This window comes from Helicobacter pullorum (assembly GCF_900638355.1).
GTDB classification, from domain to species: Bacteria; Campylobacterota; Campylobacteria; order Campylobacterales; family Helicobacteraceae; genus Helicobacter_D; species Helicobacter_D pullorum.
This window is the reverse complement of the sequence record NZ_LR134509.1, coordinates 249,009-269,438: the sequence shown is the minus strand read 5'-3', so window position 1 is coordinate 269,438 and position 20,430 is coordinate 249,009. Positions and strand designations below refer to the sequence as shown.

The following is a 20,430-nucleotide window of genomic DNA, read 5'->3' as shown; positions in this document are numbered from 1 at the left end:
TTATAATGATTATTCTTGGTTCTACTGGCTCTATTGGGATAAATACCCTCATTATTGCAAAAAAACTCCATTTAGAAATCGAAACACTCTGTGCAGGCAAAAATATCTCTCTTTTAAACCAACAAATCTTAGAATTTAAGCCCAAAAACATTGTAATTGCAAACAAGCAAGATATTCCAAAAATCACAAAACACTTTAATGGAAAAATCTACTATGGGGAAAATGGTATTTTAGAAGCAATTTTGGATTCTAAAAGCACCTTAGTAGTGAATGCTCTTGTAGGTTTTTTGGGCTTAAAACCCACATTGTATGCCATCAACGCTGGCAAAACTATCGCTTTAGCCAACAAAGAAAGCCTTGTTGTTGGGGGTGAATTTATCGACACTTCCAAAATTATTCCTATTGATAGCGAACATTTTAGTCTTGCTTATCTTATGAATTTTAATTCTCAAATCCGTCCGTTTAAAAATCTTTATATCACTGCAAGCGGTGGTGCTTTTAGAGATACTCCTTTAGAGGAAATCCCCTTACAAAATGCCACCAACGCACTCAAACATCCTAATTGGAAAATGGGCAAAAAAATTACCATTGATTCAGCAACTATGGTTAATAAACTCTTTGAAGTTCTAGAAGCTCATTGGCTTTTTAAAACTCAAAATATTGATGCCTATATTGAGCGAAATTCACAAATTCACGCACTAGTAGAGTTTTGGGATGGAAGTGTGGTAGCGCATTTTGCTAATGCTAATATGCAACTCCCTATTGCTTATGCCATTACCTATGGACTTGGCTTAAAAGAAGAGTTTTTACAATCTTTCTCTCACTCACCCCTTATTCCAAGTATTAATTTTGTAAATCAAAATTACACCCTAGAACCTATCTGCACCAAACGCTATCCCCTATGGAATCTCAAAAATTCTCTCTTAGAAAATCCTAAATTAGGCGTAATTTTAAACGCCGCTAATGAAGTTGCTGTTGAAGCTTTTTTATGTCATACAATTCCTTTTGGAGAGATTGTAACAATCATCCAAAAAACCCTAGATTATTTTCATCAAACACTACCAAATTCCTTAAATGAAGTCTTTGCACTTGATTTTGAAGTGAGAAAATTTGCTCAAAACCTTCTTTAACCAAAAAAATAAACTTTACTTATTTCCTGTAATTATGCTATTATCTCTAAAATTATTATTATTATTATTATAAGGAGTTTTCAATGCTTAAAAATTTCAAAAAAGTTTTAACAATTTGTGCTAGCACTTGTTTGCTTGGAACCTTTGTTAATGCTCAAGAAACCATTTATGATCCAGACAAAATTGCAGAAATTTTCTACAAACTCAATGGTGATCCAAATGATAGCAAAGCAAGAGTGAATCATAAAAAAGGATTTTGTGCCAATGCAACTTTTATTGCTGACAAAAATTTCAATCTTTCTAATTTAAATATTCCACTTTTTAATCAAGCAGCCATTCCAGTTCAAGTTCGATATTCTTTAGGGGGTGCTATCCAAGATGACAAAAGCAAACAAAGAGGTATGGCACTTAAATTTATGGGAAATGAAGATTCTTGGACTATGGTAATGCTTAATACCGAAATTAACTTTGCCAAAAATCCGAAAGAATTTGGACAATTCTTTGAAATGAAAATTCCAAATCTTATGGATCAAAAAACCATTGATGATCTCAATAATAATGTAGATTCTTATAAAAATTTTAGTGCATATTTAGATAAAATTGGCATTTCAAGTCTAGAACACACTCCTTTTTATAGTATTCACACTTTTTGGTTCAAAGAAAAAGGAAAAGACAAAACTATTCCTGCTAGATGGAAATTTATTCCCAAAGATGGCATTAGCTATTTAAGCCAAAGTGAGCTTAAGAGTGCTTCTAAAGATTTTTTAAAAGAAGATTTCATTGCTTACACGAAAAACAAACCCATTGAATATCAAATGTATCTTGAATTCCCAAATAAAGGGGATGCAGTTGATGATACAACCGCTTTATGGACAGGAGATCACAAGACTTTATTAGTTGGAACACTTAAAGTAGAAAAATATGATGGTGAAGCGTGTAATCAAGATGTTTATTTCCCATCAGAACTTCCAAGTGGAGTAGAAGCACCTATAGATCCTCTTTTTGATCTTAGAACACCCACTTATGCAATCACTTTTGGAAAAAGGCAATAAATATCGCCTATTCTAATCCACTTAAATTTTAAGTGGATTATTCCACTAAAGCCATTTTTTCTTTTTGAAATAAATCAATGGCAAAATCGTTGAAACAATCATCGCACTAAGCACAATGGGATAAGCATAAGTCCATTCTAACTCCGGCATATGCGTGAAGTTCATTCCATAAATAGTAGCAATCAGTGTTGGGGGCATCATCGCCACAGTTACCACCGTAAAAATCTTGATAATTTTATTTTGTTCAATATTAATTTGACTGGCAAAAAGTGTTTGGATATTATCCAAAATATTCATATTTACATTAGTAAATTCTACTAGCGAGTTAATATCCTTTAGCACAATTCCCAAATCCTTTTTTACTTCATTGTCTGCCTTATTTGTCCGAAGCAATGCAGTAATTGCGAGCCTCTTATCAAACAAACTATCCCGCAAACTCAAGTGCATTTCTTGCAAGATTGAAAGTTTTTCCAAAATTTCATCGCCTAATTGTTTATCAAAAACTACCATTCGTCTTAATAGCCTCGTTTCTTTGGCGATTCCCTCTAGCATATCGGCATCTTTTTCCACCCGCAATTCAAAAATTTTTGAAATCAAATCAAATCCATCTTCAAAATTTTTTGGACTTGCTAAAACGCGTTGTTGAATCTCATCAAACACTTTAAATTCACTATAACGCACAGTAAAAAGAATATTGTGTGTTAGCAAAAAAGTAATGGTTTCATTATGGAAAATCTTTTCTTCATTAGGACGCGTAAGGAAGTAAGTATTAATCGTAACCGTCTCACTATCCTCCCAATATCTTGCAGATTCTTCAATCTCTTCTCTTTCTTCTTTGGTTGGAATGTCCAAAAGGTAAGTTTTAGAAATATAAGCAATCTCTTCAGAATTTGGGTGCAAAAGGTCAATCCATAAAATATCGGCTTCCATATCAATACTTTTAACCGATTGAATACTTTCCCTAACAACCATTCCATTTCGTTTGATAAAAAGATTTAACATCAAAACCCCTTTTATAAAACTTAGGCTTTTTTATCTAATACCTCAAAGGCTGGCAACACTTCCCCTTCCAATAATTCCAAACTCGCTCCACCTCCTGTGGAAGTAAAACTCATACTATCTTTATCCCCTGCTTTATCCACTGCATCAGCGGTATCTCCCCCACCAATCACACTATAAGCATAAGTATCTGCTATGGTGTGAGAAACACTAAATGTTCCTCGCGAGAATTTTTGATTCTCATATACCCCCATAGGTCCATTCCATATAATTGTCTCACAATCCCTAATTACTTCATTAAACAGCCTTACTGTTGCAGGTCCAATATCTACTGCCATTAAATCATCTGGAATATCTTGAGCAGGAGAGATTTTAATAATCTTAGCCTCTTTAATATTATCTGTTGCCACTACATCTACAGGCAAATAGATTTTTACACCTTTTTCTTTGGCAGTACGCAAAATACTTCTTGCTTCCTCTAATAAATCCTCTTCTACCAAAGAAGCTTTCATATCATAACCCACTGCCTTAAGGAATGTATTACTCATCGCTCCACCAATAATAATCTTATCCACTACTTCCAAAATAGATTTCAGCAAAGTAAGTTTAGAGGAAACTTTAGAACCTCCCACAATCAACAACAAAGGGCGTAATGGATTAGATAAAGCAATCCCAAAAGAATCAATTTCTTTTTTAAGCAACAATCCTGCCACTTTCTCTTTGGCATATTGAGCAACACCATAAGTAGAAGCATGTTTGCGGTGAGAAGTCCCAAATGCATCATTCACATATACATCACACAAATCTGCTAATTGTTTGGAAAGCTCACTATCGTTTTTTTCTTCTCCCTCATAAAATCGGATATTTTCCAAAAGCAAAATACTTCCATCTACAAGGGTATTGAGAGTTATTTTAGCATTATCCAAACTATCAACAAACACTACATCTTTTGCAAGAAGTCTCTCTAATCTCTTCAAAATAGCTTTAAGTGAAAACTCTTCGCTTCTGCCCTTTGGTCTTCCAAGATGACTTACAAGTATGATTGATTTTGCACCATTGTCAATACAATAGTTAATTGTAGGAATCGCTTCTCGTATTCTTGTATCATCGCTAATATTTAATTCGCTATCCATTGGCACATTAAAATCAACTCTAATTAATACTCTTTTATCTTTAATATCAATTTCACGCACGCTTTTTACATTTTGCATTATCTGGATATTTTTACTCATCATTAACCTTTCTTTGATAGTTTAAGAATCCTAGCAAAAAACGACTTAATCTATAATGAGTAATACATTAAATATTTTGTGGCAATCTAATTTCAAAGCCTTTTTTATTTTCTTCCAAAAGCCTAATCTTCCCATTATGTGCTTCAATAATCTGCAAAGAGAGTGCAAGCCCCAAACCATTTCCCTTAAGCTTTGTGCTTTTAAAAGGCTCAAAAAGTATTTGTGGATTTTCAATAGGCTTACCATTATCATAAATTTTAAAAATCACCTCTTTTGGATTCTTATGGTATTCAATTTCCACAACCCCTTCTTCCTCATCACTCTCTTCAATGGCATCAATAGCATTAAATAGAAAATTTTGTAAAACAATACACAATAAATCAAAATCCGCCTCAAACACCTCATCATCAAATCTAAAAATAAAATTGATATTCTTAGAGTAAGTGTAATAATTAAGGGATTCTTGAATTTCATTTTGAATATTTTGGGGAATAATCTCACTCTTGTGAATCTGCACTCCCTTAGAAAAAAGCAAAGTTGCCTTTACAATTCTCTCCACACGCCAAATAGATTTTTTAATCTCCAGCACCAAAGTTTTATTTTTAATATCCACTCTTTTTAGAAGCGTGGAAGCAAGAAGTGCGACAGAGCCAACGGGATTGCGTATTTCATGGGCTAAATGTGCAGAAATCTGCCCCATTGAAGCCAATCTTTCTCTCCGCTTTTCATGTGTAATATCTGTTGCAGAAATGATATATTTATTTAATTTTTGATTAGTTTGCACCAAATATACTTTGGATTCTACTTCAATTTCTTGACGATTAGTATTTTGTAAATCTAGTTTTTCCAAAATCTCTGGAATCTCTGAAGCAAGGCTATTTTGATAAAATATCTCCCCCTCTTGTTCCAAAACCCAAACTGCTGTTGGCAAAATATCCAACACTTCTTCAAAAAGCGCCTTTAATTCAACAAATTCCTTTTCAACTTCATAGGTTTGAGTAATAAGCTCTTTTAGCCCTCTTGCAAAAGATTCTTTATCACTACTGCTTAGAGATTCTAATAGATTTTGGTCAATCACTTAACGCCTTTTGCACCTTGTTGATTTTGCAAATCTTTAAGATAATCAAAAAGCAATTCACTAAAGCCAAAACTTCCGCTCAAAGTTTGCGAAAGAGTATCCCGATACATTGATTCATAAATATCATGTCCGGGTGCTTTTGGATAAAGCGAATCATCCATTTTTAACGCAGTATCAAGCATATTTTTAATAATAAGTGCTTCAAACGCATCAGTTTGCTCCCTCAAGCGCGTATCATTATCTGTTTTTTGAATCGTTGGTGCTTGCTTGGCTGCTTCTAAAATTTCCTTAGAATATCCACTTAATCCACTAAAATTAATCTCCATATCACTCCCCCTCTCTTAGATAATCTCTAAATCTGCATTAAAAGCACCAGCTTTTTTCATTGTTTCAATAATAGCAATCATATCCTTAGGTGTTGCACCCATTCTTTGCAATGCCCTTGTAACGCTTGAAATAGTCGGATTATTAGGGCTTGTAACCATTGCTTGTTGTGGGCTAAAAATGGCTCCACTTCCCATATCTACCGCTTCTGGATCATTAACCACTTCATTAGAAACTTTGATAGTAATATTATTATGGGTAACCACCACAGGCGAAACCTCAACTCCCATTCCGGCAATCACCGTCCCTGTGCGTTCATTGATAATAATTTTATTTTCTTTAACATAATCTACATCAATATTTTGCACGCGCGCCAAAAACTCTACCATACTCAAATTTTCAGGTCTTTGCAATTTAATAGTCCTTGGATCAATTGCCATAGCAACGGGTTTATTCTCTGGATTTGCTCCAAAGGTTTCATTGATTCTTGTTTGGATTCGCATCGCATTTTGAAAATTTGCCTCTTTTAAACTCAAAGTCGCATTCACTTTGCTATACAAATCATAAACCACTTCTCTCTCTACAATTCCTCCATTTGGCATTGTTGCAGCAAGTGCATGATTAGCACTCCCACCTCTTTCGTTTTTTCCACCTATTCCAACTGCGCCTTGTGCCACAGCATAGATTCTACCATCTAATCCACTCAAAGGAGTAAGAAGCAATGTCCCACCTTCTAGTGATTTTGCATCACCAATACTAGAAACTAAAATATCAATCGTATCCCCTTGTCTAGCAAATGGGGGTAGCTTTGCAGTTACCATAACTGCAGCAACATTTTTAGATTGAATATCATTAGGATCAATTTTTACATTTACACTTTCTAACATATTAGAAATAGATTGCATTGTAAAAGTTGAAGTAGTTTTATCTCCACTTCCATTTAAACCCACTACCAAACCATAACCAATTAATTGATTATCCCTTACACCAACAATATTTACCAAATCACTTACTTTAGCCGCAAAAAGAGGCATAGCAAGTAGCACAAACACCATATAAATTACTTTTTTCATAGCTTCATATCCTTATTTAGCCTAATCTTTAATACCTAAAAGCAAAAAGCATTCCAAAAAATATTTTTTCATTTCAAAATTTTTTAATTATTTTTTGATAACATTGCATTTTTAATTATACTACAATTTGCGGAGTATAGCGCAGCCTGGCTAGCGCACACCCTTGGGGTGGGTGAGGTCGTGGGTTCAAATCCCGCTACTCCGACCATTTACACTTTTCTATCCTTGTATTTTTGTTTCCATTTATTCCACAAACTACATAAAATACAATGTTTATCTATCCTATCTATTCCTAGTGATTCTTATTGATTTGCCTTTATGTTATATCAAAAGTATATATGATAGTATACATAAAAAATTTTGCGGTATACATAAAAGAATACATTATACACACTCACAATAGGCAATCCAAAATGCCCACAAACAAGATTAATCAAACACTCTCAATGTATCAAGCTATTAATCTTTATTTTATGTTGCAATTTCATTGAGTATTTAGAGGATACAAATAGTTTTCCTTAATCAATAATTCCACTATCTCTTTAAACAAAGGCACAGCAGTGATAGACGCAAAATAAGCTTCTGTTTCATTAGGTTCAAAAACGCTGATTCCAATTGTATATTCATTGCCTTTTTCATCACTCACAAAACCAAAAAAGGAGCTATTGTATTTCCTTACATATTGTCCGCCTTGTGCAATATGTGCTGTCCCTGTTTTCCCGCCAATAGTTACCCCCTTTACCTGTGCAGTCCGCCCTGTCCCTTGTGTGACCACCTTAATCAGTGTATTTTTTACTTCATTGGCAACCTTATCACTCAAAATTCGCGTTGGCATTTGATGCTTAAGTTTATAACGCACACCTTTTGAATCTTGAATATACTCTACCAAATAAGGTTCATAAGCTACCCCATCATTAACAATAGTGTTATAAGCTTTTAGCATTTGCATAAAAGTTGTCCTAAGCCCATATCCATAAGAAACAGTAGCCCTATACACTTCACTTCTTAAGCGACGAATATCTGGGATTACGCCCACTCTTTCATAGGGCAAGTCAATACCACTTTTTTCTCCAAATCCAAAAGCCTTCAAACCTTCATAATACTCATCTGCCATTAAACGCTGTGCAATCTTTGCCATTCCAATATTACTTGAATACAACAAAATCTCTTCTATACTAGCCTCTTGCAACCGATGCGTATCAGTAATATAAAAATTGTGCAGTTTATACCTACCATTTTCAAGAGGAATAATTTCGCTAGGTTCAATAAGCTTTTTATCCAACAAAATAGAATAAATAATAGGCTTAATCACACTACCGGGCTCATAAGAATATTCAATGGCATTAGCATTGAGATTAGGATAATCTTCTTTGGTAATTACATTGGGATTAAACCTAGCACTACTTGCCAAAGAAATAATTTTGCCTGTTTTGCTCTCCATAATTCCGACTATTATCTCTTTTGCATTCAAAATTTTTCTACTATCATCAATAACCTGTTCAATCTTTTTTTGAAGTTTCAAAGGAATGCTAGAAATTACATTATAACCATCACTACGCTCTTTGAAAGTAGAATCTTTATTCAAAATAACATTAAAGCCAATATCCCTCTGCCCTACCATCAACAAATCACTCAAAGGCTCTAATTCCTCATTAAAGCTTTTCTCAATCCCCTTAACTCCGCTAACCTTTGTAATGTCTTCTTGATTTTGTTTATTAATATAGCCCAAAATAGGCTCCATAGTATCTTCATAGAGATAATCCCTTGACTCTCCACTCTCCACCACAGAAAGCCCGTATTTAAAAATATGTCCATTCTCATTTTCATAAGCACGAAAAACATCTAAAGCATTCAGCTTGATACTAAGTTGTTTTAAATAACTAGCTGTTTTTGAATCAATATCATAAGAAAGAACTACATTTCCTTTATCTTGCAATTTTTCAGCAATTTCTTGTTTTGGTATCTTGCTATAAATAGAAAAAAGATTAATGAAAAGTTCTTTTTTTTGCGGATCGATATTATAAGTATTCACCACTGCTTTATAGACTTTTTTACTAGAAGCCAACAAAAATCCATCGCTACTATAAATAGAGCCTCTAATTGCACTTTCAATGCGTTTGGCTTGAAGATTTGGAAGTTTCCTATCTGCGAAAATATGATAAAAAATAGTCCCCAAAAAAATACAAAAGCCCCCTACAATCATTAAAAAAATTAATAAGATTTTACCTGCTTTTTTGGAGCTTGTATCGTTCATTAAATTTGCGTTCTAATTAATTCTTTATAAGCACTAATGGCTTTATTCCTTACCTCCAACATAAGTTTCATACTATTTTCTGCTTTCCCAATAGCAATTGCTGCTTGATGAATATCTTTAATTTGCCCCGTTGCCATATCTGCCATTGCTTGTTCGGAAGTCTTTTGGTGCATATTTACTTCATCAAAAGCGTCTTTTAGCATACTGCCAAATGTTTTGTCTGAAGAATTAGCATTATTGTTTGGAGATAGATTTGGGACATCTTTTAACTGCGAATTAAGCTTCTCTGGATCTATTCCATATTTGTTAATTTCCATTTATAATCCTTTATGCCTGGAACATAGAAATAGCAGTAGTTGCCATATTTTTTGCACTTTGAAAAGCTGCCACATTGGCTTGATAGGCTTTTGTCGCTTCAATCAAATCAGCCATTTCCACAACCGGATTGATATTAGGATAAGCGACATAACCTTCTGAATTTGCATCAGGATGACTTGGCTCATATTTCATTTTTGGCTGCGAGTCATCTCTCACAATCTTATCAACATAAACACTCATCAAAGTAGGCTTTGGCTCTCTCTGCTCATCAAAACTATCCATTTCATCTAATGGATCTTCATATTTTAACAAATTATTGCTGTTTTCATACTTTTGATTCAAAACTTTATCAAAATTAAAAGCCTTAAGTATTAACTCTCGCCTTCTATATGGACCTCCCTCATCAGTCCTTGTTGTATTTGCATTAGCAATATTACTAGAAATTAAATTTACTCTTTGCCTTTGTGCAGAAAGCCCATAACCGCTAATATCAAAACTTGACAAAAACATTTAATTCCTCCTATAAGCTTTTTGAAGATTCAATTGCATTAGAAAAGATTCCACCTTGCTTTCTTAAAGCCCCCACTAATGCTTGATACATAATATCATTTTTCGCCATTTCGCTTGTTTCAATATCCAAATCCACGCTATTTCCATCATTTCTAGCCAAATGCCCATCACGATAAAACATTGTTGTGCGAGATAAATCCATCTCTTCAAGCGGCAAAAGGTGATTGCTATTAGTCAATGCCAAATCCAATGTCATATCTTTGCTTCGATTAAAAACTTCATCAGCTTTTTTTGCCATCATTTGTTCAAAATTAATATCTTTTGGGCGATACATAGGAGTGGAGACATTTGCAATATTACTAGAAATCATATCCCTTCGCAAAGAACGATAATCCAAAGCCTCTTGTGCTAATCCACGCGCTTGGCTAAAATTAAAAATGCTCATAAAAAATCCTAATTTATAAATTCTAAATAGACAATAAGCAAATACTATTCCAATTTTTAATTTGGTGAGGTTTGTGAATTTATCAAACAAAATCCCACTGCGTCATTATCGATATACCATTACAGATTATTTTATTATTACGACTTGTGATTGCAAAAGCTTTTAGCTTTATAGCAATCCACGGCAAGAAAAATAACAAAGACAATAGCAAATCACAAGAATCCCTCTTGATTTTGCCATTGCTTCCCCAAAAATTCTAGCAATTGCCAAGTAGTTTTATAAGCAACTTTGATTGTTTTAAGTTTTAAAGAGGGCTAGAACTAAGCCTAGAATCCTTATAAAATTTCTAAATTCCCCCAAATTATACTCATGCTCACCGCATAAGCACTAGCCCAAACCTACAAATATAATTTTACTCATTAGTTACGCTTGAGCTGATTCACGATTTGTAGCATTGAATCTGCTGTCTGAATTGATTTTGAATTCGCCTCATACGCTCTTTGTCCTACAATCAAATCTGTCATTTCTTCTACAAGCTTCACATTACTTGTTTCCACAAATCCCTGCCTTAATTGCCCAAAACCATTCAATCCCGGAGTCCCAACGATAGGATCCCCTGAAGCATTTGTATTAAGATAGAGATTATCGCCTAATGCGTGCAAACCTGCAGGGTTGATGAAATTCACCGTTTCAATCTGTCCTAGCTCATTGACTTCTGTTTCATTCCCTTGCACTACCGTAACAGTGCCATCTGTCCCAATATTTACTTGAGTAGCATCATCTGGGATTGTGATATTTGGCACAAGCAAATACCCTTGAGAATTCACCACATTCCCTTCATCATCAAGCTTAAAAGAACCATCACGCGTATAAGCAATCGTCCCATCTGGAAGTTCGATTTGAAAAAACCCATTCCCTGTAATTGCAATATCCAAATTATTTTCAGTTTCTTTAAAATTCCCTTGAGAAAAAATCTTCTGCACCGAAGTTGGACGCACACCAAGCCCCACTTCAATCCCTGTTGGTGAAAGTGTTGTTTCTGAAGTGCTAGAACCTGCATATTGCAAAACTTGATGAAACAAATCCGCAAATTCTGCCCTTTCTTTTCTATACCCAAAAGTATTCACATTAGAAATATTATTAGAAGTTACATCAATTTGTAATTGTTGCCCCAGCATTCCTGTTGTTGCTGTATATAATGCTCTCATCATTTTAAATCCTTTTTATGCTCTTGCTGCTAATCTTGTAATTGCTTCTGTATTTAAGTCATCCATATGGGTTTTAAGCACCTTAGAATACGCCTCTACCAAACGATTAGTTTCAATCAATCCTGTCATTTCATAAACAACATTAATATTGCTTTTTTCCAAAAACCCTTGTCTTACCGCTCCACTTCTCTCCAAAACCTCCATTTCATTCATTCTTTCTTCTGGATATTTATAAAGATTGTCCCCGACTTTTTGAAGAAATTTTGGATTCTCAAAAGAAACAACAGCAATATTGCCACCTAGCAATGCCTCATCTAATTCCTCATTTGTCAAAGAACGATTGTAGATATTCCCATCGCTATCTACTTCTACTTGGAATCCATCGACAAAATCAATATATTGTGGAGATTCAATGTATTCTCGTGGAAGCACTGCATAACCCTCTTTATTAACCAAACGCCCTTCCTCATTTAGCACAAAAGAACCATCACGACTAAATCGTATCCCCTCTGGCGTCTCAATCATAAAATAAGCATTTTCTCTACTCAATGCAAAATCAAAAGTATTTTCTGTTTGCACCACTCCCCCAGCACTTCTATCCGTAAATTCCTCTACAATCTGTGGCACACGATTTAAAGAACGATTATAAAATTTCGCTGCATCTTTTGTTTGATCTTCTATAGGCAAAAATTCTTTGTGTTGTTCATAAAGTCGCATAAAATCACCTATCACAACATCATCTCTTTTAAATCCCGTAGTATTGGCATTTGCAATATTATTCGCAATCACATCTAAGCGATTAATCTGCGTTACCATTCCACCAACTGAACTATAAAAGCCACCTTGCATAATATTCCTTTATCTAGCAAATTTGACATCACTAAAGCAAAAAGTGTTCCAAAATCTTGATACCACTAAAAAATTTAATTTTTTCAAAATTACCTAAAACATTTTTTATCCTTTTAAGTAAAAACTAAGGGGGGGGGGGGGGCATAATAAAAATTCCATTTTTATTTTTAAGGAGAAATGAATGAAAGTTTCAATTATAGCAAGTCGAGTCCTAGCTGGACTTAGTATCGCTGCAGCATTTGCTGGCATTGCTGTTGCAAACACGGGAAGTGCTAACACAGGTAGCATACAACAACCAACTATCACAGATATTGCAGTTAGCGATAGTGCGGGCTTCAATAGCAATTTTCAGCAAAATGGTACAGGCAATTGGCAGTTTAACAACACAAATTCAAATTTAAATCTTAGCTTTGATGCAACAGAAATAAGAAATGATAATACCACAAAGCTTAATAACCTTGATATTAATGCAAATAATGTAACAATTACTGGACCTATTGGAGGATATTTTCCAGATGAACTAGGAGAAATAGTTGGAGGTTTAGCTCCAACAGGACAAGCATTTTCATTTAATATCAATGCACAACAAGTTACATTTGATTCTAATGCATTTGTAAATATTTATAAGGATTCCAACATTACAGGTGATACTACCTTTCAAAATGGTGCCATGCTAAATGTAATAGGGCATAATTTAAATATCATAGGTAATGCAAACTTTCAAGGCGATGGCTCTGGTTTCCATATGTTGCAACTTGGAAAAATCAATATTTCTGAAAATTTAACTATGGCAAATGAGCATTTTCAGTTTAATGCTGGGGCACAAAGTGCTGTTCAAAATGGTACATTACCAAACACTGGCTCAAATCAACCAGATTATTATAACTCCATGCTGTCTAATTGGAGCTTTACTGATTGGGGAATCTATGTGGGCAAAGATGCAAACATTACAAATAGTCAATTTGGATTCTTTAGTGCTGATTTACCTCTTGGACAGATGAATCTAATCCATGCAAATCAATTTAATGCAGATGTCCTCACAAGTAATCAAGTAGGCACAATCACTTATTTTAAAGATATTTCTTCACTATTAACCAACACAAATATTTTAAAACCGAATTTATATAATCTCCAAATTGAAATTACTAATGGCAATTCTCTAAATGGAGTTACTTACACTCTTAATCTTTCAGAAGATGGCAAAACGCTTTATATCAATGGGCAACTTAGCGAGGAATTTGCGAAACAAGATTTAACAAGCCTTAAAAATGTTGCAAGTAGCCTTATCACAACAGAACAAGGCTATATTACACAAGCACAAACACAATTAACACAAATAGAAGGCAATTTGACATCACAAAAAGCAAGCCTTGAATCACAACTTGCAATGGCTGATGAGGCAACAAAAGCACAACTACAACAACAAATCAATCAAATCACAAACGAACTTGAAGCAATCGCTAATGCAAAAACAGATTTAACCGATAGAAATAATGCACTTACAGACACTAAAAATCAAGTTAATACTGCAACAGAATCTAATATCAAAGATATTATGCTTGAAGCTTTAGCACCTAGCATTAATGCAGGGGATTATTCTTTGGCTAATAATATCTTAGAAGCGGTTAAAATTCGTAAAGACGATACTCTATTTGGCGGAGTTTTATTTGATATGAATGAGAAGCTCACTCCGATTGTTTCTGCGACAAAAAATTCAGGGAACACTGGAGAATCTCTCAAAATCCTTTCAAGTATTGCAGGTTCAAGCCTTCATACTCAACAAGTAATGCAAGTGATTACCAACCAAAGATTCTTCAAAGATACTAGAGATTCTGCAAGAAGTGCGACAAACTTCACAGACGCTTCATCATCAATGATGACTGCAATTAATGTTTCTAATGATATGGCAATTAGCTCTCGAATCGCAAGAGCAAACAATCCTTATCAATCACTCTCCAAAGAAAAATTTGCAGCTTCAGGCACAACAGGGACAGATGGAGCTTATAGCTATTATGAAACTTATAATGCAGCTGTATGGGCAAATGCTTTTGGTGGTGCAAATATCATTGATGGCGAATCTGGTGGATTATATGGGATTAGCATAGGTGTTGATGGAAATGTAACAGATAATGTTTTATTGGGTATTTATGCAACTTATGCAAATGCGGAATTACAAGATACTTTGCTTAGTCAAGAATCTGATAACTTCCAAATCGGTGTTTATTCTCAAATCAAAATTGCTCCAACTTGGGAACTTAACCTAAGAGCTTATGGACAACTTGGACAAACTGATCAAAGAGTTTCAAACATCGCTGGAATCAACACTTCAGATTTTGATAAAAAATTCTTTGGCGTTAGTGCAAATGCAGGTAAAGTCTTTGATATGGATAATGGATTCTTCTTAAAACCATTTGGTGGAGTGAATTACTACTATTCTCATACACCTAGCTATACAGAGCGTGGAACTATCTTGGCTCAAAGCGTAGAATCCAATACAAACAATTCTGTAAGCTTGGAATTAGGATTGGAAGCTAGAAAATACTTCAGCTCTTCATCATATTTGTTTGTAACTCCAAAAATCGAGCAATATATCATCAATAATGGCGATGATTATGTGGGTAGATTCGTAGGCTCTAGCACAAGCTTTAGCATTGCAGGAGAAGACAAAAAGAAAACTTATGGACAACTCGTAATTGGTGGTAATTTAGAAATCACTGATGCATTATCATTAAACGCTGGTATTGGTGCTAAACAAATCTTAGCTGGAAAAGTAGATTCTAAAAATGAAACTTATATCAGCGGAAATGTAGGAATCAAATATAGATTCTAATCATACTATCAAACTCAAGGTTTTTGCCTTGGGTTTTATTCAATTTCAAAGTTAATCGATAAAAAGCTGAAAAATTGCCAAACAAACCAACTTGCTTTTAAAAATTTCATTCCTCTTTAGCCCTTTTGGCTAAAGATATCTTTCATCTATTCAATTAATTTAATGAAAACTAACAATCCAAAACAAAATCCTACATTTACAGAAAATAATCCAACAAACAATAGCAGTAAAAGTCTATGAAATCTTAAATTAATAGCAATAGGATATAAGCTTATAAGCAATAATTAGACACAAAAACAAATTTGAGGGTAGCTTGATACTTTTTGCCCCAAAACCTTACAAACAAACTACCATTCTACTTGATTTATACTTAGCATTAAATTTTGTAAGCCAAATAAATGAACAATCAAAAACAAAAAGCATTAAGAGATTCTAGCAAATTTACTCATTTGCAATCATTCCTAGAATCTCTACAATCAATTACTTCTTAGCGAGGTATTTAAAAGAATCCTTTGCATTTTGACAATCTTGGTTGATTTTATAAATCTCAATGCCACATTCCAAAAAAACTTTTGCAGTGTTTTTACAAGCTTTTTTAACTAGCACAGCCTGACAATCCTTGATAATTTCACCCAACACATTATGTTCCAACTTATGTGCAATTTGCTCTTCTTGCGTCATATCAGAATCTTTGTGAGAACAACCCTCGCTTGCTTCTACATTCCCACGCGGATTTTCTCGTAATTCTAGCAAATTAAATTGCTTAAACATTCCGCTACCCTTTTGCTCAAATACTGCAAAAAATGGAGTATGCCCTGTATTGCCAAAAATCCTTAAACTCTCATCAAAAACCGGAACTGCTACTTTCATCATTAATCCTTTTTTGTATCCTCATTATCAATATTTGCAAGGTCAAAGAGATTTTGCTCTTCTACTTGCCCTTGGAATTTTTCTTCAAAATCTTGCGTTTCTACACCAAGCACTAATGCAAAATTATACTTTTGCACCAAAACTTGAGAAAAAAGCCCTTCTTTTGTTTCATAACCCAAAATTTCTGCATAAGGGGTAAAAATCTCTTGGTATTCTTTAGGGACAAAAAGCATTAATCTTGCCCATTTAGCATACATTTTAAAATAAGCCAAAAACTGCTCATAAAGTTTAATATCCTTGCAAGCAAGCACAACTTTATTGGTTGCACCCGGCTTTGATATAAAACCTCTCTCATCTAAATAAAGCGGTTTAAAACTTGAAAGACCCTCTAATTTCTCCAAATCCGCTTCCAACGAATATTCTTCTGCAAACTTCAAAACTCTTGCTAAAAGCTGCAAAAAAAGCTTTGGGATAGGTAGTGAATAATCCACAGATTTATAAAATATTTTCATACCAAACAAAGAAAAAGAATTAATAGAAAATAAAAAAGATTCTTCTGGTATTTTTTGTTTATCTAGCTCTTTAATTTCTTGCTGAAATTGAGGGAGATTGCTAAAATCTAATTGGATAGCATTGTGATATAAAATATAAGCTGTATTCTCGCCTTCTAACACATAAGAAATAAGCTGCACCAAAGAACCATCAAAATGGATAAAGCTCTTTTTGGGGATTAAGATTTGATGACTTAGCTCATATTCATCACTATTTAATAAAAAAAGGATTTCATTTCTCATAATGAGATAATGTCGCAAAATTCGCACCAAAGCTTCATCGAGATTTTCGACATAAATCCACGCTACTTCTGAATCACTCATTGCAATTTCATCGCTAAAAAGAATCCCAAAAGCACCTTCTTGCACAGCTTTAGAAATATCTTTAGAATCTCTTGCGACAAACAAATCGCCTTTTTTGATTTTTTGCACATCATCACAAATTTGATTAAAAAAAGAAATGCTAGGCTGATTTAAAAGTGTCCCATAAGTAATCTCTACGATTTCATTGACGCTAAGTTGGATTCCGTTTTTTTTCACATACAATCCTTTAACTAATTTGACTTCCATTTTTTCTTTGGTTTTGAGGCATAATAAATGCCAAGCCCTCATCATCTTTAGCAGCCAAAATCATACCTTCGCTAATTTCCCCCATGAGTTTTGCTGGTTTTAGATTTGCCAAAACACACACTTGCTTGCCTATCAAATCAGTTGGCATATAATATGCTTTAATGCCTGCTAGAATCTGTCTTGCCCTACTCTCTCCCAAATCCACTTTAAGCTTTAGGAGCTTTTCACTTTTGGGTAAAATCTCTGCTTCTATGATTGTTCCCACTTTGATTTCTATTTTTGTAAAATCATCTTTTGTGATAGGATTTTCTAATTTTAGAGGCTCTAGGGCTTCTTTATTTTCTTTGTTTTTGATGGGTTTTTGCACTTCACAGATTTCTTCGATTTTTGGAAAAAGTGCGGGGATAGGATTCAAAGAAACCGAAGTTAAAACTTCTTCCCCACATACAAAATTCTTGTAATTTTGGACATTCACTTCCAAACCAAAAACACTCATAATTTTCTTAGCACTCTCTGGCATACAAGGATAAAGACACAAAGCACCCTTAATAAGCAAATTTGCCACAAAAATCAAAAGTTCTGCAACCTCTGCTTGTTTATTTTCTTTAATAAGCTTCCAAGGTTCTTTTTTGGCAATAATCCCATTTGCAAGGTTAAAGAGCCTCCAAAGCTCTTCTAAATATCGATTGATTTGCACCTCTTGCATCATTTTATTCAAATTTCCCAAGATTGCCTTTATCTCTTCTATCTCCATTTTATAAGCATTTTGGTAGCTTTCTAAATCCACATTTAAGGTATTATCAAAATACTTCGCACTCATTCCCAACAAACGATTTAAAAGATTCCCCAAATCATTCCCCAAATCTGCATTAAACCGCTCAATCAAAGCTTTTTGTGAGAAATCTCCATCTTGCCCAAAAGGCACTTCACGCAATACAAAATATCGAAAACAATCTATGCCATAAGATTCTACAACCTCTTTGGGATTAACGACATTTCCAATGCTTTTACTCATCTTTGCACCATCTTTTGTCCACCAACCATGTGCTGCAATATGTTTAGGCAATGGCAATTCCAAACTCATCAAAAATGCAGGCCAATAAACTGCGTGAAATCGCAAAATATCTTTGCCCACCAAATGATAGTTTGCTGGCCAAAAATCCATTTTATTTTCCAAATTATTTTGATACCCCAAAGCACTCAAATAATTTACTAAAGCGTCCAACCAAACATACATTACAAATTTAGAATCCCCAATCTCATTTGGAAGTTTAATCCCCCAATCAAAACTTGTTCTTGTAATAGAAAGATCCTCTAAGCCCTCTTTAATGAAATTGATTACTTCATTGCGTCGCATTTTGGGCAAAATACATTCTGGATTTTGTTCAATCCACTGCAATAATCTATCCCCATAAGCACTTAACCTAAAAAAATAACTTTCTTCCTTTAAAAGATTCGTCTCTTTTCCACAATCAGGGCATTTCTTTTGTTCGATTAATTGCGACTTAGCAAAAAACGATTCGCAAGATACACAATAATTCCCCTCATACTCTCCCTTATAAATATCGCCCTTTTGAAACATTTTCAAAAAAACATTTTGAGCGGTTTCTTTGTGATAAGAATCTGTTGTGCGAATAAACCAATCATAGCTAATCCCAAAACTATCCCAAAGATTTCTAAACCTCGATGAAATCTCATCTACATATTCCTTAGGATTTTTGCCATTTTTTTGTGCAGATTGTTGAATCTTTTGCCCATGCTCATCTGTCCCCGTCAAAAATAAAACCTCATCGCCCAAAAGCCTATGGAATCTCGCTAATGTATCTGCAATAATAGTAGTATAAGCATGCCCAATATGAGGAATATCATTCACATAATAAATAGGCGTTGTAATATAAAACTTAGAATTCAAAACTTCCTCCATTTCCTTTATTCATACTCAAATAAACAGCATTGACATAACGATTTCTCACAGCACATTCTAGCACTTCTTGACATTGCAAACAGCTTTGTAAATTATGCTTTTTTTGGCATTCTTTAAGCATTCCAATATTTTCCTGCAAATTTAACTCTGTCATCTGCTCAAAATTATGCTTTTTTTCGCATTTTATCGCTTCTTTACAAAAATCACAACTTGTTGTATTATGCCGATTTTGACACTCTTTAATCTCTTTTAGCGCAATTTCTGTATTTTCAATGACTTCTGACAAACTCTATCTCCTCTTTGCTTCCAAAAAAACATGGGGTTGTATCGTGCAAATGGCTTGGCTCTAGCTCTAAAAGACGCTTTTTAGAATCAATTGCTTCTCCACCTGCCCTTTCAAAAACAAATGCAAAAGGAAAAACCTCAAACAACATTCGAAGTTTTCCTTTGGGTGCATCTTGCGTAGATGGATAAGAAAACAAACCTCCACCCTTAACCAAAATATGATGCAAATCAGGGACCATTCCACCGCTATAACGCAAGCGATAACCCTTTGCAAAAAGAGATTCTATTTTTTCCCTATGTTCCTTGCTCCAATACTGCTGTGTGCCACCGGGTGAATTTAACTTGCCCTTTTCTTTGAGCATTAATGTTTTTTGGAATCTAAACTCCCTCCCATCAAAAACAAAATAATCTACCCCTTCTTTGAGATTAGAGGCAAAACCAATTCCTATTACCATACCATAAACCACATAAGCAGCCGCTATTAGATTTTGTGGCAAAAAATCCCCTTGATAAATACCAAAGATACTCCCCACACTCAAATTTGCCCCCATCAAAGAAGAACCATCTAAAGGATCATAAGCAATGCTATAAATACCTTCATTATGGAGTTTGATTGCACTTTCTTGCTCTTCACTGCAAATTTGCTGTATGATTTTTAACTCCCTAAAAGAATCTTGAATGATTTTATCTGCCAATATATCAGCTTGAAGTTGCAAATCCCCTGTTTTGTTTGTATTTTGTGTGTATTCTCCCATGCTATTTTTTAATACTTCAAAAATCAACAAAGAGCTATTTTTTATTGTCGCAAAAATCTCTTCCAAATCCGATGATAAACGATTTTGCATTAATTAAACTCCAAAAAAATAATAATTGTCTTTTATTATACCTAAAAATACATTTTTTATCGCTTACTACTTAGCATTTTAGA

19 protein-coding genes and 1 tRNA gene are annotated in these 20,430 nt (G+C 34.2%); 4 read left to right on the top strand and 16 right to left on the bottom strand.

Annotated features, from left to right (window positions below):
• The first annotated feature begins 5 nt into the window (after positions 1–5).
• Together dxr and EL247_RS01325 are read left to right on the top strand one after the other, a co-directional pair.
• Positions 6–1,130 (top strand): 1-deoxy-D-xylulose-5-phosphate reductoisomerase, encoded by a 1,125-nt coding sequence (gene dxr / locus EL247_RS01330; RefSeq protein ID WP_104745496.1) that lies wholly within the window; start codon positions 6–8, stop codon positions 1,128–1,130.
• Positions 1,131–1,213: 83 nt separating this feature from the next.
• A complete protein-coding gene (locus tag EL247_RS01325; RefSeq protein WP_060663042.1) occupies positions 1,214–2,182 on the top strand; it encodes a catalase in 969 nt (322 codons plus the stop codon).
• Positions 2,183–2,227: 45 nt separating this feature from the next.
• Here EL247_RS01325 and corA read toward each other — a convergent pair whose 3' ends face one another.
• From corA to EL247_RS01300, 5 genes are all read right to left on the bottom strand, one after another.
• The gene (corA, locus tag EL247_RS01320) at positions 2,228–3,184 is read right to left on the bottom strand and encodes a magnesium/cobalt transporter CorA (RefSeq protein WP_040499924.1); all 957 of its coding nucleotides are present in this window, start codon (positions 3,182–3,184) and stop codon (positions 2,228–2,230) included.
• A 20-nt stretch (positions 3,185–3,204) separates the two neighbouring features.
• Positions 3,205–4,413: a phosphoglycerate kinase gene (locus EL247_RS01315; RefSeq protein ID WP_054198229.1), complete on the bottom strand. Its 1,209-nt coding sequence runs from the start codon at positions 4,411–4,413 to the stop codon at positions 3,205–3,207.
• A 67-nt stretch (positions 4,414–4,480) separates the two neighbouring features.
• Positions 4,481–5,491: a sensor histidine kinase gene (locus tag EL247_RS01310; RefSeq protein ID WP_054195427.1), complete on the bottom strand. Its 1,011-nt coding sequence runs from the start codon at positions 5,489–5,491 to the stop codon at positions 4,481–4,483.
• The gene (locus EL247_RS01305) at positions 5,488–5,817 is read right to left on the bottom strand and encodes a rod-binding protein (protein ID WP_104745495.1); all 330 of its coding nucleotides are present in this window, start codon (positions 5,815–5,817) and stop codon (positions 5,488–5,490) included. The genes EL247_RS01310 and EL247_RS01305 overlap by 4 nt, the downstream gene beginning before the upstream one ends.
• A 15-nt stretch (positions 5,818–5,832) precedes the next feature.
• Positions 5,833–6,888, bottom strand: coding sequence for a flagellar basal body P-ring protein FlgI (locus EL247_RS01300; protein WP_005022225.1), 1,056 nt, complete (start codon positions 6,886–6,888; stop codon positions 5,833–5,835).
• 130 nt (positions 6,889–7,018) lie between these two features.
• On the opposite strand from EL247_RS01300, the gene EL247_RS01295 reads away from it, so the two are divergent.
• Positions 7,019–7,096, top strand: a tRNA-Pro gene (locus EL247_RS01295).
• 276 nt (positions 7,097–7,372) lie between these two features.
• Here EL247_RS01295 and EL247_RS01290 read toward each other — a convergent pair.
• From EL247_RS01290 to EL247_RS01265, 6 genes are all read right to left on the bottom strand, one after another.
• Entirely contained in the window at positions 7,373–9,142 is a 1,770-nt protein-coding gene (locus EL247_RS01290) for a peptidoglycan D,D-transpeptidase FtsI family protein (RefSeq protein ID WP_065826708.1), read from the bottom strand.
• Positions 9,142–9,459, bottom strand: coding sequence for a flagellar hook-basal body complex protein FliE (gene fliE / locus EL247_RS01285; RefSeq protein WP_126441926.1), 318 nt, complete (start codon positions 9,457–9,459; stop codon positions 9,142–9,144). The genes EL247_RS01290 and fliE overlap by 1 nt, the downstream gene beginning before the upstream one ends.
• Before the next feature lie 10 nt (positions 9,460–9,469).
• Entirely contained in the window at positions 9,470–9,970 is a 501-nt protein-coding gene (flgC, locus tag EL247_RS01280) for a flagellar basal body rod protein FlgC (RefSeq protein WP_005022067.1), read from the bottom strand.
• 10 nt (positions 9,971–9,980) lie between these two features.
• A complete protein-coding gene (flgB, locus tag EL247_RS01275; RefSeq protein ID WP_005022065.1) occupies positions 9,981–10,415 on the bottom strand; it encodes a flagellar basal body rod protein FlgB in 435 nt (144 codons plus the stop codon).
• A gap of 419 nt (positions 10,416–10,834) precedes the next feature.
• Positions 10,835–11,626 (bottom strand): flagellar basal-body rod protein FlgG, encoded by a 792-nt coding sequence (flgG, locus tag EL247_RS01270; protein ID WP_005022061.1) that lies wholly within the window; start codon positions 11,624–11,626, stop codon positions 10,835–10,837.
• Between the two features lie 12 nt (positions 11,627–11,638).
• Positions 11,639–12,472, bottom strand: coding sequence for a flagellar hook-basal body protein (locus EL247_RS01265; RefSeq protein ID WP_005022060.1), 834 nt, complete (start codon positions 12,470–12,472; stop codon positions 11,639–11,641).
• Positions 12,473–12,653: 181 nt separating this feature from the next.
• Between EL247_RS01265 and EL247_RS01260 the strand changes: the two genes are divergently transcribed.
• Complete coding sequence (locus tag EL247_RS01260) at positions 12,654–15,302, top strand: autotransporter family protein (RefSeq protein WP_232019770.1); 2,649 nt, start codon at positions 12,654–12,656, stop codon at positions 15,300–15,302.
• Positions 15,303–15,782: 480 nt separating this feature from the next.
• Here EL247_RS01260 and EL247_RS01255 read toward each other — a convergent pair whose 3' ends face one another.
• From EL247_RS01255 to EL247_RS01235, 5 genes are read right to left on the bottom strand one after another with little or no spacing between them, the layout of a single operon-like run.
• The gene (locus EL247_RS01255) at positions 15,783–16,172 is read right to left on the bottom strand and encodes a NifB/NifX family molybdenum-iron cluster-binding protein (RefSeq protein WP_005022058.1); all 390 of its coding nucleotides are present in this window, start codon (positions 16,170–16,172) and stop codon (positions 15,783–15,785) included.
• A 2-nt stretch (positions 16,173–16,174) separates the two neighbouring features.
• Complete coding sequence (locus EL247_RS01250) at positions 16,175–17,263, bottom strand: hypothetical protein (RefSeq protein WP_126441925.1); 1,089 nt, start codon at positions 17,261–17,263, stop codon at positions 16,175–16,177.
• Positions 17,264–17,273: 10 nt separating this feature from the next.
• Entirely contained in the window at positions 17,274–19,217 is a 1,944-nt protein-coding gene (gene metG, locus EL247_RS01245; RefSeq protein ID WP_126441924.1) for a methionine--tRNA ligase, read from the bottom strand.
• Positions 19,195–19,503, bottom strand: a complete 309-nt coding sequence (locus EL247_RS01240) for a hypothetical protein (protein WP_104745493.1) — start codon at positions 19,501–19,503, stop codon at positions 19,195–19,197. The genes metG and EL247_RS01240 overlap by 23 nt, the downstream gene beginning before the upstream one ends.
• Positions 19,487–20,347 (bottom strand): class 1 fructose-bisphosphatase, encoded by an 861-nt coding sequence (locus EL247_RS01235; RefSeq protein WP_077246803.1) that lies wholly within the window; start codon positions 20,345–20,347, stop codon positions 19,487–19,489. Before EL247_RS01235 ends, EL247_RS01240 begins: the two co-directional genes overlap by 17 nt.
• Positions 20,348–20,430 lie beyond the last annotated feature (83 nt).

Excerpts from the sequence above, each read along its gene's own strand:
- dxr (WP_104745496.1), top strand. The coding sequence starts at position 6 with ATGATTATTCTTGGTTCTACTGGCTCTATTGGGATAAATACCCTCATT.
- EL247_RS01325 (WP_060663042.1), top strand. The coding sequence starts at position 1,214 with ATGCTTAAAAATTTCAAAAAAGTTTTAACAATTTGTGCTAGCACTTGT.
- corA (WP_040499924.1), bottom strand. The coding sequence starts at position 3,184 with ATGTTAAATCTTTTTATCAAACGAAATGGAATGGTTGTTAGGGAAAGT.
- EL247_RS01315 (WP_054198229.1), bottom strand. The coding sequence starts at position 4,413 with ATGAGTAAAAATATCCAGATAATGCAAAATGTAAAAAGCGTGCGTGAA.
- EL247_RS01305 (WP_104745495.1), bottom strand. The coding sequence starts at position 5,817 with ATGGAGATTAATTTTAGTGGATTAAGTGGATATTCTAAGGAAATTTTA.
- EL247_RS01300 (WP_005022225.1), bottom strand. The coding sequence starts at position 6,888 with ATGAAAAAAGTAATTTATATGGTGTTTGTGCTACTTGCTATGCCTCTT.
- EL247_RS01290 (WP_065826708.1), bottom strand. The coding sequence starts at position 9,142 with ATGAACGATACAAGCTCCAAAAAAGCAGGTAAAATCTTATTAATTTTT.
- fliE (WP_126441926.1), bottom strand. The coding sequence starts at position 9,459 with ATGGAAATTAACAAATATGGAATAGATCCAGAGAAGCTTAATTCGCAG.
- flgC (WP_005022067.1), bottom strand. The coding sequence starts at position 9,970 with ATGTTTTTGTCAAGTTTTGATATTAGCGGTTATGGGCTTTCTGCACAA.
- flgB (WP_005022065.1), bottom strand. The coding sequence starts at position 10,415 with ATGAGCATTTTTAATTTTAGCCAAGCGCGTGGATTAGCACAAGAGGCT.
- flgG (WP_005022061.1), bottom strand. The coding sequence starts at position 11,626 with ATGATGAGAGCATTATATACAGCAACAACAGGAATGCTGGGGCAACAA.
- EL247_RS01265 (WP_005022060.1), bottom strand. The coding sequence starts at position 12,472 with ATGCAAGGTGGCTTTTATAGTTCAGTTGGTGGAATGGTAACGCAGATT.
- EL247_RS01260 (WP_232019770.1), top strand. The coding sequence starts at position 12,654 with ATGAAAGTTTCAATTATAGCAAGTCGAGTCCTAGCTGGACTTAGTATC.
- EL247_RS01255 (WP_005022058.1), bottom strand. The coding sequence starts at position 16,172 with ATGAAAGTAGCAGTTCCGGTTTTTGATGAGAGTTTAAGGATTTTTGGC.
- metG (WP_126441924.1), bottom strand. The coding sequence starts at position 19,217 with ATGGAGGAAGTTTTGAATTCTAAGTTTTATATTACAACGCCTATTTAT.
- EL247_RS01235 (WP_077246803.1), bottom strand. The coding sequence starts at position 20,347 with ATGCAAAATCGTTTATCATCGGATTTGGAAGAGATTTTTGCGACAATA.